Here is a 15,143-nt window from a genome sequence, read left to right as displayed (position 1 = left end):
AGGCTTCGTACCGTTGTGCCCATGACAACGCACAGCATCCCTACCGGCTTCGACACCCTCGCCGCGCGGGTCCACGGCCCGGTGTTCCGGCCCGGCCAGGACGGCTACGACGCCGAATGCGCCGGTTTCCAGACCGGGCTCCGGCACCGTCCTGACGTCGTGGTCGGCGCGACCGGGGCGGCGGACGTCCGGGCCGCCGTCGAGTTCGCCGCCACGAACGAACTGCCGATCGCCGTTCAGGCCACCGGTCACGGCGTCGCCGAAGCGGCGTGCGGCGGAATGCTGATCAGCACCCGCCGGATGGCCGGCGTCCGGATCGACCCGGCCACCCGTACCGCCTGGATCGACGCCGGGACGCGCTGGGCCGAGGTGATCGACGCGGCGGCTCCGCACGGCCTGGCCCCGCTCTCCGGCAGCTCCCCGGACGTCGGCGCCGTCGGCTACACCCTCGGCGGCGGGCTCGGCCTGCTCTCCCGCCGGTTCGGTTACGCCGCCGACCACGTCCGGACGATCGACGTGGTCACCACCGACGGCGTGCTCCACCGCGTCACCGCCGAGAGCGACCCGGAGCTGTTCTGGGCGCTGCGCGGCGGGCACGGCAATCTCGGCGTCGTCACCGCGATGGAGGTCGACCTGATGCCGGTGGACCGGATCTACGGCGGGAGGCTCATGTTCGACACGGAACTGGTCGACGAGGCGCTGCGCGTCTACCTGGAGTGGACGGCGACCGTTCCGGACGAGCTGACGTCCTCGGTCTCGCTGATGCGTTACCCCGACTTCGATGGTGTGCCGGAACCGTTCCGCGGTCGGTATTTCGTGCAGGTGCGGGTCGCCCATCTCGGCGAGCCTGCCGAGGGGGAACGGCTGGTCGCGCCGCTGCGGGACGTCGGCCCCCGGTTGCTGGACACGCTCGGCGAGCTGCCCTTCACGGCGTCCGCGTCGATCTGCGCCGACCCGGCCGAACCGCACGCCTACCGCGGCGACAGCCTGCTGTTGCGCGATCTCGACCTCGACGCGCTCCGCTCGGTGATCGCGATCGGCGGGCCGGACGCGCCGATCATGTGCGTCGTCCAGCTCAACCACCTCGGCGGTGCGCTGGCCCGGCCGCCCGCCGTGCCGAACGCGGTGTCGCACCGGGACGCCCGGTTCCTGCTGCGCGTCCTCTCACCCGTGGAGCCGTCCGAACCGTCCGAAGTGGACATCGCTGCCGGGCTGCACGGGCGGGTGCTCGACGCGCTGGAGCCGTGGTCGGCGGGTGCGGGCTCGGTGAACTTCCGTTTCGCCGCGACCGGTCCCGCGGACCGCGCCCGGCCGCTGCACGACGCCGCGACCCGGCGCGGACTGGTCGCCGCGAAGGCCGCGCACGATCCGGGGAACCTGTTGCGCGTCAACAACAACATCCCGCCGGAAGGGTCAGCCGGGCGCGGGTAGTTCGTGCGGCAGCGGGAGGGCGGCGTCCGGATCCAGCTCGACGCCGCCCTCTCGGAGGATCCCGTCGAGCACGACCCAGACCGTGCCGCTGAGTTGCCGCACGAGCTCCGGCCTGCCGACGGCACCGGGCCGGTCCAGCCAGCGATGGGTGGCCGAATCGACGTAGCCGACCAGGCCGAACGCCGTGGTGTCGGCCGGGCCCGCGTCGATGCCGAACGCGCGCAGGTACGCGCCGAAGAGGGTGCCGAGGTGCTCGCCGAGGGTGTTCCGGATGCCCCCGGGGCCGTCCGTGCCGTCGCCGGGCGGCTGCCGCAGCAGGTAGCGGTAGAGGTTGCCGTGCTCGGTCAGCCAGCGCAGGTGCGTGTCCACCGCGAGCGTGATCATCTGGTTCGGCGTGCCCTGCGGGTTCCACACCGGTTCCAGTTCCTCGACGATCAGCTCGCCGATCCGCCGGGCGACCGCGCGTTGCAGGTCGCCGGCGTCGTCGAAGTGCTTGTACAGCCGCGTTCTCGCCACGCCCGCCTGCTGGGCGATGAGCTCGGTGGACGCGTCCGGACCGTGTTCGGTGACGGCGTTCAGCGCGGCCTCGACGAACTCGGCCCTGCGGCGGGCGTGCTGGCCTGCCCAGCGGGTTGCGCGGCCGTCCGGCCTGGGCGCGTTCGCCTGCATGCGCGAAGCCTACCCAGCGAACCGGTCGACGTTTCGCGTTCGGCATGTACGCTCCAGGTAACCAGTACGATGTGTACCCCTAAATCTTGCCGGAGGCGAACATGGCTCGGACCAGGGACCGCGAGACGACGGCCGCCCGGCTGCTGACGTCCTCGGCGCGCAACTCCTTCGACCCGGACCTGGACGTCGACTGGGACGCTCCGCTGGTCGACGGCCTGCCGTACATGCCGCTGGAACGTGTCTCGCTCTACGGCACCGAACTGTGGGAACAGCTCTCCGAGGAGCAGCGCATCGAGCTGTCCAAGCACGAGATCGCCAGCGTGATGAGCGTGGGCCTGTGGTTCGAGATCGTCCTGATGCAGATGCTCACCCGTTACGCCTACGACCTCGACCCGCGCTCGGCGAACGCCCAGTACGCGCTCACCGAGATCGGCGACGAGACGCGGCATTCGGTGATGTTCGCCAGGGGAGCCGAACGCCTCGGCACCCCGCACTACGCCGTGCCGCGCGTCGTGCACAACCTCGCCCGCGTGTTCGGCGCCACGGCGGCGGGGCCGTCGATGTTCGCCGCGGTGCTGGTGGCCGAGGAGACGACCGACCGGTTGCAGCGGTCCATGATGGACGATCCGCGGATCCAGCCGCTGATCCGCGCGATCAACCGGATCCACGTCGTCGAGGAGGCCAGGCACGTGCGATACGCACGGGAACAGGTGAGCCGGATGATGCCGCGCCTGAGCGGCGGCGCGCGCCGGTGGCATCGTTTCAACACGGCGCTGGTCTCGTGTTTCGTCGTGGACAGCCTGATCGACCCGAAGGTCTACGCGAGCGTCGGCATCGATCCCGCCGAGGGCCGCCGGGCCGCGCTGGCGAACCCGCACTTCCGGGCGACGCGGTTCTGGATGGGCGAGAAGATCATGCCGTTCCTGCGTGAGGAGGGCCTGGTCGGCGGCCGGGCGGGGACGGCGCTGTGGCGCCGGGCCAACCTGCTCTGAGGCCCGAACCAGGCCCCGCACAGGAGGAAGCCCACCTCGTTCCGCAGGGGGCGGGCGGAACGAGGTGGGCGGGAATGAACGGACCGTCTCAGACGCGCGTCTCCCAGCGGAAGTAGCGCTTCGCCGACACGGCGCCGATCACTGTCCAGACGGCCAGCGCGCCCAGTGCGGGCAGCGCGTCGCCGACCTGGGCGGCGAAGGTGGACGTGGCATCGTAGGAAATCCTGGCCAGATCGACCATCGCGCCACCGGGAGTGATGGTCTGCAGCATGTTCGGTCCCTCGGCCCCGTTGGTGGCGGCCCAGATCCCGGTGCCGAGCAGGATCAGGAAGAACGGCATCGCGGCCATGTCGGCCTGCTGCGTACTCGACACCGCGCCGGTGGTGGCGAACCCGAGCGTCGCGCACATCGCCACGCCGAGCACGATCGCCGCCAGCAGCACCAGCGGGTTCGTCGGTGCCGCGGGCCCGAACACCCACACGATGGCGACGGTCAGCAGACACTGAAGCAGGCCCAGCACGATGATCGGGGAACTGACTCCGACCAGGATCGTGCCGTCCGAGGCCTCACCACTGCGCAGCCGTTTCAGGTAGAGGTCCTCCCGGCGTGCGGTCAGCGCGAGCGTGGTCGTGATGTAGACCGTCATGCCGAACATCAGCAGGAGCTGCAGGGCGACGGGCAACGCCCAGCCGAGGGCTCCCAGGTTCTCCCTGCCGAAGAAGACCAGCGCCGCGGCCATGCCGATCGGGAAGATCGTCGCCGTCGCGGCCACCGCCGAGTTCCGGCCGATCAGCTTGACCTCGGCCTTGAACAGTGCGGTGAGTTGTCTCTGCGCGAGATTCATCGGACTTCCTCACTCCTACTTCGAGTCGTTCGCGGCGAGGGTTTCGGCGGACGTGAGCGGCTCGGCGCGGCTGCTGTCGGCGACCCCGTGGAACACGTCGTCCAGCGAGGCGTGCTGGGCGCGGAACCGGGGCAGCGGAAGCTGGTGCGCGCTCTGCCACTGCATGACGGCGTGCAGGTCGCGTTCCAGATTCGGGGTCTGCACCTGGACGCGCCCCGCGGCGAGCTTGTCGCGGTCCAGTTCACCGACGAACTCCGGCAGGTCGACGGCCTGTGCGCCGAGCGGCAGGTCGAAACCGATCTGGGCACGCTCCTTGCTGAGCACGTCCACCAGGCTGCCGGCGACCGCGATCCGGCCTTCTTTCATGATCGCCAGCCGGTGCGCCAGACTCTCCGCCTCGTCGAGGTAATGGGTGGTCAGCAGCATGGTGACGCCCTCGTTGAGGAGTTCGCGGATGAACTCCCAAGCTGCCTTGCGCGACTCCGGGTCGAGGCCGGTGGTCGGCTCGTCGAGGAACAGCATCGACGGACGGCCGAGGGTGGCCAGCACCAGGTCCAGGCGCCTGCGCTCACCGCCGGAGAGCTGCTTGACGCGGACGTCGCGGCGGTGGGCAAGTTCGAGCCGTTCCAGCGACTCGGCCGGATCGGAGGGACGGCTGCTCATCGCCTGCCACAGGTCGACGGTCTCGGCGACGGTCAGGTCGCCGGCGAACCCGCTCTCCTGGAGCATGATCCCGGTTCGGCTGCGCAGCTGCTTGCGCTGGGTGGACGGGTCCATCCCGAGTACGCGGACCGAGCCCTCGGTGGGCCTGCGGTGACCCTCGAGGGTCTCCAAGGTCGTCGTCTTGCCCGCGCCGTTGGTCCCGAGCAGCGCGAACAACTCTCCTTCGTTGACCTCGAAGTCCACTCCGCGTACGGCTTCGAAGGAACCGTAGGAGCACTTGAGGCCGTTCACCTCGATCACTGGCTTCTGCATGGAGTCAACCTACGAAGCGGGCGAGGTCACTCACCAGGGTCGGCGATCATCGGTCCGTGTGGGTTTCGTGCCGCCTTCGCATGACAGATGTCATTTCGCCACGTCGTGCGGGACGCGGTGGCCGGGGGCGTGCATGCTGTAGGCATGTCCGTTTCGGTCGGTGCGCACGAGTTCGCGAGCATGAACTGGCTGCGCCGCTACATCTGGGTCACGCTGGCCCTGAGCGGACTGATCGTGCTCTTGGTGCCCGCGTTCGACCTGGCGTTCCGGACGGACTACGGCACGGCCAACACCATTTTCCTGTCGATCGTGCTGGTCGCGGCGGCCGTGCAGCGGACGCGCTTCATCTCGTACACGGCGAAGGCGGTGTCCTTCGCCTCGCGCAGGCCGACCGAGCAGATCCTCACCGCCTCGATCGCGGTCGTGGTCTGCGCGCACGCGGCTCGTTACACGACCTGGGCCGGGGTGTGGAGCCTGCTGCCGGCCGCGGTCGGTGGCGCGGGGGTGATCAGCGCGGAGCGCGGGGTACGGAACAAGCTCGCCTACGGCCTCATCCTGGCCACCGCGGGAACCGTCGGGACGGCCCTGTCCTGGCGGCACGTGCCGGGGGTGTCGCCGGTACCGATGGCGATACTGAGCGGGCTGATGGTGGCCGTGTTCGTCGCCGCGGATCTGCTCACCGTGCGCTTCTGGGACCTGGTGCTCGAACTCGAACGCGCCAGGGAACTGGCGGGCGAACTGGCCGCGGCCAGGGAGCGCCTGCGTTTTGCCGCGGACCTGCACGACATCCAGGGGCATTCGCTGCAGGCAATCGTCCTCAAAGGACAGTTGGCGGAACGGCTGGTGGGCAAGGACGACGACGCCGCCCGCAAACACGCCGCCGAGCTGACCGAGCTGGCCCGCGCCGCACTGGCGGATACCCGGAAGGTGGCGCACGGCTATCGTTCGGTCGGTTTCCGGACAGAGCTGCAGAACGCGGTCGGGTTGCTGGAGGCAGCGGGTATCGAGGTGGAGGTGCGCGGTGACCTCGACACGATCGCCCCGCCCTTGCAGCATCCGTTCGGTGCGCTGGTGCGGGAGGGTACGACGAACGTGCTGCGGCACAGCAGGGCGAAACGCTGCGTACTCGAGATCGGAGCCGACCGGGGGCACACCGTGGTGAGCATTGGCAACGACGGCGTGGACCACGTCGACGACGAGCACGCCGACGGCAGTGGCGTGATCGGCCTGCGGGAACGCTTCGCCACCATCGGCGGCACGGTGACCGCCACCCGGCCGGACGGGGACTGGTTCGACCTCACCGGACGCGCACGAGAACCAGGGAGCCGACGCCGATGATCCGAGTGGTGCTGATCGACGACGAGGACCTGGTGCGCGGTGCGCTGGCCTCGTTGCTGGAACTGGAGGACGACATCGAGGTCGTCGCGCAGGGCAGTGACGGCGATGTCGCGCTGCGGCTGACCCGCGAGCACGAGCCGGACATCGTGGTGATGGACCTGGAGATGCAGGTCATGGACGGGCTGGCTGCCGCGGAGGCGATCCTGGCCGAGGTGGCCGTGCCGGTCGTGATCGTCACCCGGCACGCCCGGCACGGCGTGCTCAAGCGGGCGCTGACCCTCGGTGTCCGGGCGTTCGTCCCCAAGGTGACTCCGGCGCCGAAACTGTCGGCGATCCTGCGCGACGTGCACGCCGGCGGCCGCTACGTCGACCCGGACCTGGCCGCGACGGCGCTCACCGCGAACTCCTGCCCGCTGAGCGAGCGGGAGCTGGAACTGCTGCGGCACAGCCTGGAGGGCGACACGATCGCGTCGATCGCGGAGGCCACCAATCTCGCCCAGGGCACTGTACGCAACTACCTGTCCTCGGCGATGAGCAAACTGGACGCCGACACCCGTTACGGGGCTGCGCGGCGCGCCTGGGAGGAAGGCTGGATCTGACGCGGAGTGAGGGAACGGCCTAAGCGCATCGGTGGAGAAGGCCCCGGGAGATGCACATTGTGACTGACGTAAACAGGACGTTCAGCGCATAACGTCTGGTTATCGGATCGACGGTAAAGAGGGCCGTGAGATGACCAGACAGATCTTCGCAACCGGAGGTGTCGGCCGCGTCAAACCCTGCCGCCTCATCGATCTCAACGAACACGCCGACCCGCGCGGCAGCCTCTCCGTGGTGGAGACGGGCCGGGACATCGAGTTCGACGTCAAGCGCGTGTACTACCTCTACGACCTGCCCGTGGCCACCGTTCGCGGGGCGCACGGCCACCGCAATCTCGAACAGCTCGTCATCGCCGTGCACGGCCAGTTCGAGATCACCGTCGACGACGGCCACCACCGCAGCCGGTACCTGCTCGACCACCCTTCGCGCGGCCTGCTGATCGGCCCGATGGTGTGGCGGAACCTGATCAACTTCTCGCCGGGCGCCGTGGGCCTGGTCCTCGCCTCCGAGCTGTACGACGAGTCCGACTACTACCGCGACTACGACGAGTTCCTGCGGGACGCCTGGGCGGAGGCGTGAACGTCCCGTTCCTGGACCTGCACGCCGGTTACGCCGAGCTGCGCGGCGAGATCGACGCCGCGGTGGCCAGGGTGCTCGACTCCGGCCGTTACCTGCTGGGCCCGGAGAACGCCGCGTTCGAGGCGGAGTTCGCCGAGTACAGCGAGGCCGGCCACTGTGTGACGGTCGGCAGCGGCTGCGACGCGCTGGAACTCGCGCTGCGTGCGCTCGGCATCGGTGAGGGCGACGAGGTCATCGTCCCCTCGCACACCTTCATCGCCACCTGGCTGGCCGTGTCCGAGACCGGGGCCGTACCGGTGCCGGTCGAACCGGACGAGCGCACCGCCACCCTCGACCCGGCGCGTATCGAGGCCGCGATCACGCCACGTACCGAGGCGATCATCCCCGTCCACCTTTACGGCCACCCGGCCGATCTGGCCGCCGTCGAGGACGTCGCCGGACGGCATGGCCTGGCCGTGCTCGCCGACGCCGCGCAGGCCCACGGCGCCCGCCACCGGGGCAGGCGCATCGGCGGCGGGCTCGCCGCGTTCTCCTTCTACCCCGGCAAGAACCTGGGCGCCTTCGGCGACGGTGGAGCGGTCACCACCGACGACGCCTCGGTGGCCGAGCGGCTGCGCCTGCTGCGCAACTACGGCTCGAAGGTCAAGTACCAGCACGAGGTGCAGGCCACCAACTCGCGGCTGGACGAGATCCAGGCGGCCACGCTCCGGGTGAAGTTACGGCACCTGGACCGCTGGAACGCCAGGCGAGCCGAGATCGCGAAGCGCTACGCCGACGAGCTGGCCGGGCTGCCGGACCTGGCGCTGCCGGTCGTGGAGCCATGGGCCGAACCCGTCTGGCACCTGTTCACCGTCCGCTCGCCGCGCCGGGACGAGATCCGGGAAAGCCTTGCCGCGCAAGGGATCGAGACGCTGATCCACTATCCGGTACCGCCGCACCTGTCCGGGGCGTACCGGACGCACCCGGCCGCCGGGCGGGGTTTCCCGGTGGCGGAACGGCTGGCCGCGGAGGTGTTCAGCCTGCCCATCGGCCCGCATCTCGGCGAGGAGCAGGTGGACGCCGTGGTCACCGCGGTGCGCGCCGCCTGTCGCTGACGCTGTTCGTTGTCGGTGCCCGGCGCTACCTTTCCGGGACACGTCACCTACCGGGGAGCCGACATGAGCATCGTGCAGACCAACCAGCCAGAGGGCACGCCCACCTGGATCGACCTGGGCATCCCGGATCTGGACCGGGCGATGGAGTTCTACGGCGCGTTGTTCGGCTGGGAGTTCGCGGTGGGTCCGGCGGAGACCGGCCACTACACGACCTGCCTGCTGGGCGGCCGTCCGGTCGCGGCGCTGATGTGGAACAAGGACCCCGATGCCACCGACTTCTGGTGGAACGTCTACCTCGCCGTGGACGACTGCGACGCCACCGCCGCCAGGATCGCCGAGGCGGGCGGCACCATCCTGGTGCCGACGATGGACGTGATGGACCTCGGGCGCATGGCCGTCGCCCTGGACCCGACCGGTGCGCAGTTCGGCCTGTGGCAGGGCGGCAAGCACATTGGCTGCCAGGTGGTGAACGAGCCGGGAGCGCTGGTCCGCAACGACCTGGTCACTCCCGACGCGGTGCCGGCCCGTGCGTTCTACGCCTCGGTGTTCGGCTTCACCCATGACCGCAACGAGGATCAGCCGGAACTGGACTTCACCTTCCTGCGCAGGCCGGACGGGCACGAGGTCGCCGGCATTTTCGGCGCGCCCGGTGCGCGGCCCGCCTGGAACACGACCTTCGAGGTCGCCGACACGGACGCCGTGGTGGCGCTGGCGAAGTCGCACGGCGGCACGGCAACCGAGCCGGAGGACATGGTCTACGGCCGGATCGCCACCCTCACCGACCCGTTCGGCGCCGAGTTCTCGGTGATCACCCGCACGACCGGAGCCTGACCGGAACGGCGCGGGCCGGGAGCAGCATCCGCCGCCGTAACCCGGTCGACGTCCGGACCGCCGGTTCAGGCCGCCGTGCCGACGAACAGGCCCCGTCCGGACGGTCCGCCCTCGACGTACTCCACCGCGCAGCCCGCCGAGGTGAACGCCGACTCGTACGCGGCGCGTCCGAACAGCGTGATCCGGTGAACGTCCACAAAGGACCGGATGCCCGCGGGTTCGGCGACGGTGTAGTGCACCTCGACCCGGCTCGCGCCACCGTCGAGGGTCGAGTGGGAGACGCGGGAGATCGTCCGCTCGCCGACCCGCACGACATCGCCCGCGACGTACCCGGGCAGGAACCGCTCCGGGAACCACCAGGGCTCGATCACCAGGACGCCGTCCGCGGTCAGGTGAGTGGCCATGCTGCGCACCGCCGCGTCCAGTTCGGCCTGGTCCGCCATGTGCCCGATCGAGCTGAACATGCAGGTGACCGCGTCGAAACGACCGTCCAGCCGGAAGTCGCGCATATCGCCCTGGTGCAGCGGGACACCGGGCAGCTCGGCCTTCGCCACGGCGAGCATGTCGGCGGAGAGCTCCAGGCCCTCGACGTGCGCGCAGGCCCCGGCGAACGCCCGCAGGTGCGCGCCGGTGCCGCACGCGATGTCCAGCAGGGACGCCGGTTCACCCCGCCGGTCCCGCACCAGGTCCAGCACCCCGGCCGCCTCGGCCGTGTAGTCCTTGCCCCGGCCGCGGTACGACTGGTCGTACACCTGCGCGAGCTCCGCCCCGTACATCGCCTCAGCCCCGTCTCTCGGAAGTCAGCCGTTCCAGCTCAGTGACCACCTCGGCCGGACTGCGCTGCGAACGCATCTCGTTCTGCAGCTTCGCCGCGGCCTCGGTGTACGACTGGTCCTCGAGTATCCGGCGAACGTGGTCCCGCAGCGAATCCGCGGTCATGGTCCGTATCGGCTGGTGCACTCCCGCACCGAGTTCGGCCAGCATCGTCGCCTTCAGCCCGGTGTCCCAGATCTCCGGCACCACGACCTGCGGCACCCCGGCGCGCGTCGCCGTCGACCAGGTTCCCGCGCCGCCGTGGTGGATCACCGCGGAGCAGGTCGGCAACAGTGCGTGCAGTGGCACGAAATCGACCAGCCGGACGTTCTCCCGCACCTCGCCGAGGGCGGCGCGCTGGTCGGCGTTGAGGGTGGCGACCAGCTCTATGTCCAGTTCGGACAGTGAGTCGACCATGTCGGCGACCGACACCGTGGACCGCCCGATCCCTTCCCTCGCCGAGATTCCCAGCGTCAGGCAGACCCGCGGGCGGGAAGGCGGTTCGCGCAGCCAGTCCGGGAGGACCGCACGCCCGTTGTACGGCACGTACTGCATGGAGACCGTGCGCCGGTCGGTGCGCACCTGCAGGCTCGGCGGCTCCTGTTCGATGGTCCACTGGCCGGTGGTCAGTTCCTCGTCGAACTCCAGGCCGTACTTGGCCACGGTCCAGCCCAGCCACTCGGCGAACGGGTCCTCGTGTACCTCGGCGGGCTGCCGGTCGAGTGCACCCAGGAACTGCTGCCGGATCAGGCCCAGCACGTCCGTGCCCCAGAGCAACCGGGCGTGCGCGGCACCCGCCGCCTTCGCCGCCACGGCACCGGACCAGGTCATCGGCTCCCACACGACGAGGTCGGGCTGCCATTCGCGGGCGTACGCGACGAGGTCGTCGACCATCGTGTCGTTGTTCATCGTCGCGAACAACGCAGGGGTCAGGATCGTGTAGAAGCCCAGCAGATGGTGGAAGTCGTAGGTGCCCTCGCGGACGTGCGTGAAGTCGATGTTCGGGGCGTCGGCCGGAATCGATGCGCTGGCCGCGATCTTCTCCCGCATGTCGTGATCGGTGCCGACGGGGACCGCGGTCAGTCCGGCGTCGGCGATCGTTTCCATCAGCGCGGGCTGCGAGGCCACCCGCACCTCGTGCCCGGCGCTGCGCAATGCCCACGCGGCAGGCACCATCGAGAAGAAATGGGTGCTGTTGGCAATCGTCGCGAAGAGCACGCGCATCGGGCCGTCCCCCGTCATCGGGCCGTCACCGGCAATCGCAGTAGTGTGCCGGTGACCGGGGATCGCAGACGTCGCAAGGGTTTCCCGGTCTCGACGTTCCGACCGGCGCGCAGCGTCTCGGTGGCCACCTCGGCGGTGAGCCGCACGAGCGGCAGCACCAACCCGTACTGCGGGTCCGCGTCGAGCACGGGACCGTGAGCCTGCGCATCGGCGACGAGCACGACCACCTGCTCGCCCGCACCGACCGTCGTACCGGCGAGGTCGACCTCGGTGTGCGCGACCCTGGACAACAGCCGCAGCGGCGGGTGCGCGTGGAGTACCGCGTCCACCGGCCCGCCGTCCGCCGCGGCCCTCGCGATCACGTTCGGCGCCGTGGCGGCGAACAGCACGCTCGCTGCCATCCGGAACGCGAGTACGTCCGGGTCGGCGTCGGTCTCGGCGAACGCGGCCTCGACGTGTTTGAGCGCCTTGGACAGCGCGACGGCGTCGGCCAGCCGTTGCGGCGTGGCCGTGCCATCCGGGACGAGGCCGAGCCCTGCCCAGTGCTCGCCGATGACGGCGTCCGCACCGAGAACACTGCTGAGAACCCGGCGGGCGAGTGGGTTCGCATAGTCGGTGACCAGGTCGAACGCCGTGAAATCCGCTTCGCGCAACAGGTCCTCGGCGTGGGCGCGGATCGCCGGACGGTGGGCGGGCACCGCCTCGGCACCCAGCACCGGGCGGGCAGCCTCGATCATCCGCGTCAGCTCGGGACGTTCGACGTTCAGCCGTGACCTGGTGGCGGGCAAGATCTGGAGGTGCGCCTTGGCGCCGTCCGGCCTGCGGAAGCCGAACCGCACGTCGGCCAGTACGTGCCGCGCCACGGCCGGATCCCGGATCAGCCAGGCGCCGAGAGCGCTGCGGGTCACGGCGGGATCGTCACCGGAGGTGACCGGCCGGTCTTCCGGCGAGGACGTGGCATCGGTCAGATCGGTGAAGTCGCGCAGCAGAAGGGCGTAGCGATCCCCGTTCAGGGACTCCTGCCAGATCGCGCCGCGGATCGTCTGCAGGCGCTGGCCGAGATCGTCGCGCGTCATCGTCGCCAAGGGGTTCGCCTCCCGCACCGTGCACCGCGTCGCCGAGTCTGTCCGTTATGTCTCACTCCAGCAGACGGAGTAGCCTGCCGCGTCCGTACATCTGTTGAAATCGCCCCGGACCCGGAGTCGTACTTGTACTGAAACCCCTGGCTGGGGCGCTGTCGGCGGTCTTCGGGTGGGAGGATCGGACGGTGAGCATCGACGAGGAGATCCTGCGGCTACTCGACGCGACGGCGGCCGGCCTGGAGCCAGGGGCGGACACGCTCGATGAGCTCGGCCCGGACCGGGTCGCCAGGATCCTGCTCGACGAGATCGTCGACCGGGCCAGGCTCGACACACTGGGGACCTTCGCGGACACGGTCGTGGTGGAGTTCCGGCTCGCCTGCCACACCGGTGCGGCGATCGTGTTCCTGAGCCTCGGTGACGGCGGGTGCACGGTCTCCACCGAGCCCCCTCGCGCCGCGGACGTCGTCGTGGGACAGCAACTCGGCGAGGTCTGCCTGGCGGTGTTCGGCCCCGCCGAGTCGGTGAGCGCGTCGACCCGCTCGGTGTACTGGAACCATGGCAACCTGCTGGAGCCCGGCGCGGCGGCGGCCCCGGTCTTCGCCGTCACCCAGCGCCTGCTCGGCGCGCTCGACCGGCGGGAACGTCCCGGGCTGGCCGAGCTCGCGGTGCGCTTCGGCTCGGACAAGTGGGGACCGCACCAGTTCACCCGGCACTACGAGCGGCACCTGGAACCGTGGCGGGACAAGCGGTTGACCGTGCTGGAGGTCGGCATCGGCGGGTACGACGATCCGGCGGGCGGCGGGGCATCGCTGCGCATGTGGCGCGGCTACTTCCCGAGGGCACGGGTGTACGGCGTCGACATGTGGGACAAGTCCGGTGTGGACGGTCCGCGGATCACCACCGTGCGGGCGAACCAGGCCGACGTGGAAGCGATGTCGGCGGTGGCCGCGAAGTACGGGCCATTCGACCTGGTGGTGGACGACGGCAGCCACGTCAGTGAGCTCACCAGGGGCACTTTCGACGTGCTCTTCCCGCACGTCCGCTCCGGCGGTCTGTACGTCGTGGAGGACGTGCAGACCTCGTACTGGCCGGTCTTCGGCGGCAACGGCACCGACCTCGACGACCCGGACACCACCATCGGCTTCGGCAAGCAGCTCGTCGACGGGCTCAACCACGACGAACTGCTGCTGACCCACGAGCGGGAAGCCGCCGTCACCGACCACCAGATCGAGGGCGTGCACTTCTACCGGAACCTGATGGTGCTGGAGAAGGGCACCAACCTCGGGCAGAGCCCGATCGCCGACAAGCTCAACGAAGCGATCCGCGCCGCCGACGGGGCCTGAATCCCCGTCAGAACGCGCAAGCTGGGCGGGTCAGGTGACCGCTTCGGTGCTGGGTGCCACACCGGCCCAGTTCTCCAGCACCTCGCACGCGCGCTCGACGCCACGGTCACTGCGCACGTACCGCCCGATGTCCGCTGCCTTCTCCCGCATCCGGGGGTCCTCCAGCGCACGGGTGACGGCGCGGTTCAACCGACGGGCGGTCAGTTTCGCACCGGGAATACCTTCGGGTGCCACGCCCAACCCGGCCATCCGTGCCGCCCAGAACGGGTGGTCGACGAAGATCGGCACGACCACCTGCGGCACCCCGGCGCGCAGGACGGCCGCACCGGTGCCGAAGCCGCCGTGGTGGATCACCGCCGCCGCACGCGGGAACAGCCAGGTGTAGTCGACGTCGTGCAGGCGCAGGACGTCGTCCGGCAGTTCGGTGTCCTTGGGGCCGTCGATCATCACCAGCCTGCGCCCGGCAGCGCGTACCGCGTCGAGCACGATCTGCAGGCTGTTCTCCGGATACGCCGGCCAGAGCGAACCGAACGACAGCACGACCGGCGCTGGGCCGCCCTCGATCAGTTCGACGAGTTCCGGCGGCGCCTGCCATTCCCGGTCCCAGAACCAGTAGCCGGCGACGTGGTTGGTCGCCGGCCAGTCGGCGGGGGCGGGCAGCACGGACGGGCTCTGCAGGCAGAACGTCGGCCGGTCGTCCTCCAGCGCGGCGAACGGTACCCGCGGCCCGAGCGGCTTCTTGCCGAGTTTCTCCCGGTAGGCGTTGACGATCGGACGGCACATGCGCCACTCGATCGCGTGCGAGACGTGGTGGGTGAGCCGGTTGTACAGCCTGCCCAGTGGCAGTTCCGGTGTGCCCATCGCCGGGAACGCGGAGGTCGGCGTGTTCGGATACCAGGAGACCAGCGCCCACGGCACGTCCGGCGGGTTGGCGAGGTAGGTGTTGCGGTTGAACACCGAACTCACCACCAGGTCGACGTTCTGGAACGCGGGCGCCACGCAGGCGTCGAGCTGCGCCATCCCCTCGGCCGCGGCCTGGGCCGTGTGCTTCGGCATCGTCCGCGTGAGGCGCAGGATCGACGGGCTCTTGCGCAGCGACTTGATCAGCTCGGGGGACTCGAAATAGTGCTTGGGGCTACCGGGGATCGGGAAGAACTCGAGCCCCGCCTCCTCGGTCAGCTTGCGGAAGTCGCCGTGGGTGGCCAACCGCACCTGGTGTCCGCGGGCGCGCAACCCCGCGCCGAGCGCGATGAACGGCTGAACATCGCCCCGCGATCCGATGGCCACCATTGCGATACGCATACGGCTCCTGTCTTCGTGTGTCGCCCGGC

General features: G+C 70.1%; 15 protein-coding genes. 8 read left to right on the top strand and 7 right to left on the bottom strand.

The annotated features are described in order from the left end of the window. Positions 1–21 precede the first annotated feature (21 nt). Complete coding sequence (locus CFN78_RS13505; RefSeq protein WP_094863124.1) at positions 22–1,431, top strand: FAD-binding oxidoreductase; 1,410 nt, start codon at positions 22–24, stop codon at positions 1,429–1,431. Here the strand turns inward: CFN78_RS13505 and CFN78_RS13500 are convergent. Next, positions 1,414–2,100 carry a TetR/AcrR family transcriptional regulator gene (locus tag CFN78_RS13500; RefSeq protein ID WP_094863123.1) on the bottom strand — a complete coding sequence of 229 codons (687 nt, stop codon included), beginning with the start codon at positions 2,098–2,100 and terminating at the stop codon, positions 1,414–1,416. The genes CFN78_RS13505 and CFN78_RS13500 overlap by 18 nt on opposite strands. Positions 2,101–2,201: 101 nt before the next feature. On the opposite strand from CFN78_RS13500, the gene CFN78_RS13495 reads away from it, so the two are divergent. Beyond that, positions 2,202–3,092, top strand: a complete 891-nt coding sequence (locus CFN78_RS13495; RefSeq protein ID WP_094863122.1) for an AurF N-oxygenase family protein — start codon at positions 2,202–2,204, stop codon at positions 3,090–3,092. Positions 3,093–3,180: 88 nt separating this feature from the next. Here the strand turns inward: CFN78_RS13495 and CFN78_RS13490 are convergent, their stop codons facing one another. Next, complete coding sequence (locus CFN78_RS13490) at positions 3,181–3,936, bottom strand: ABC transporter permease (protein ID WP_094863121.1); 756 nt, start codon at positions 3,934–3,936, stop codon at positions 3,181–3,183. 15 nt (positions 3,937–3,951) lie between these two features. Continuing rightward, complete coding sequence (locus CFN78_RS13485; protein ID WP_094863120.1) at positions 3,952–4,911, bottom strand: ABC transporter ATP-binding protein; 960 nt, start codon at positions 4,909–4,911, stop codon at positions 3,952–3,954. A 144-nt stretch (positions 4,912–5,055) separates the two neighbouring features. Between CFN78_RS13485 and CFN78_RS13480 the strand changes: the two genes are divergently transcribed. The 5 genes from CFN78_RS13480 to CFN78_RS13460 all read left to right on the top strand — a co-directional run bounded on the left by CFN78_RS13480 (position 5,056) and on the right by CFN78_RS13460 (position 9,350). Beyond that, positions 5,056–6,249: a sensor histidine kinase gene (locus CFN78_RS13480; protein WP_110494999.1), complete on the top strand. Its 1,194-nt coding sequence runs from the start codon at positions 5,056–5,058 to the stop codon at positions 6,247–6,249. Then, positions 6,246–6,848 (top strand): response regulator transcription factor, encoded by a 603-nt coding sequence (locus CFN78_RS13475; RefSeq protein WP_094863118.1) that lies wholly within the window; start codon positions 6,246–6,248, stop codon positions 6,846–6,848. Before CFN78_RS13480 ends, CFN78_RS13475 begins: the two co-directional genes overlap by 4 nt. A gap of 130 nt (positions 6,849–6,978) precedes the next feature. Then, on the top strand, positions 6,979–7,425 hold the full coding sequence (locus CFN78_RS13470) for a sugar 3,4-ketoisomerase (RefSeq protein ID WP_094863117.1): 447 nt from the start codon (positions 6,979–6,981) through the stop codon (positions 7,423–7,425). Beyond that, entirely contained in the window at positions 7,422–8,519 is a 1,098-nt protein-coding gene (locus tag CFN78_RS13465; RefSeq protein ID WP_094863116.1) for a DegT/DnrJ/EryC1/StrS family aminotransferase, read from the top strand. Before CFN78_RS13470 ends, CFN78_RS13465 begins: the two co-directional genes overlap by 4 nt. Positions 8,520–8,582: 63 nt before the next feature. Next, a complete protein-coding gene (locus CFN78_RS13460; protein ID WP_094863115.1) occupies positions 8,583–9,350 on the top strand; it encodes a VOC family protein in 768 nt (255 codons plus the stop codon). 65 nt (positions 9,351–9,415) lie between these two features. Here the strand turns inward: CFN78_RS13460 and CFN78_RS13455 are convergent, their stop codons facing one another. The 3 genes from CFN78_RS13455 to CFN78_RS13445 are packed head-to-tail and all read right to left on the bottom strand — an operon-like array spanning position 9,416 to position 12,472. Further along, positions 9,416–10,126, bottom strand: a complete 711-nt coding sequence (locus tag CFN78_RS13455; protein ID WP_094863114.1) for a class I SAM-dependent methyltransferase — start codon at positions 10,124–10,126, stop codon at positions 9,416–9,418. A 4-nt stretch (positions 10,127–10,130) separates the two neighbouring features. Beyond that, a complete protein-coding gene (locus CFN78_RS13450; RefSeq protein ID WP_276307333.1) occupies positions 10,131–11,405 on the bottom strand; it encodes an activator-dependent family glycosyltransferase in 1,275 nt (424 codons plus the stop codon). Continuing rightward, positions 11,402–12,472 (bottom strand): cytochrome P450 family protein, encoded by a 1,071-nt coding sequence (locus tag CFN78_RS13445; protein WP_133116344.1) that lies wholly within the window; start codon positions 12,470–12,472, stop codon positions 11,402–11,404. Before CFN78_RS13445 ends, CFN78_RS13450 begins: the two co-directional genes overlap by 4 nt. Before the next feature lie 182 nt (positions 12,473–12,654). Between CFN78_RS13445 and CFN78_RS13440 the strand changes: the two genes are divergently transcribed. Next, complete coding sequence (locus CFN78_RS13440) at positions 12,655–13,812, top strand: hypothetical protein (RefSeq protein ID WP_094863112.1); 1,158 nt, start codon at positions 12,655–12,657, stop codon at positions 13,810–13,812. Between the two features lie 30 nt (positions 13,813–13,842). On the opposite strand, the gene CFN78_RS13435 is transcribed toward CFN78_RS13440, so the two are convergent. After that, positions 13,843–15,114, bottom strand: coding sequence for a glycosyltransferase (locus CFN78_RS13435; protein WP_094863111.1), 1,272 nt, complete (start codon positions 15,112–15,114; stop codon positions 13,843–13,845). Between the last annotated feature and the right edge of the window lie 29 nt (positions 15,115–15,143).

It is taken from the genome of Amycolatopsis antarctica (assembly GCF_002262875.1).
Classification (GTDB): Bacteria; Actinomycetota; Actinomycetes; order Mycobacteriales; family Pseudonocardiaceae; genus Amycolatopsis; species Amycolatopsis antarctica.
The sequence above is the reverse complement of the archived record's forward strand: the minus strand, read 5'-3'. Positions and strand labels throughout refer to the sequence as shown.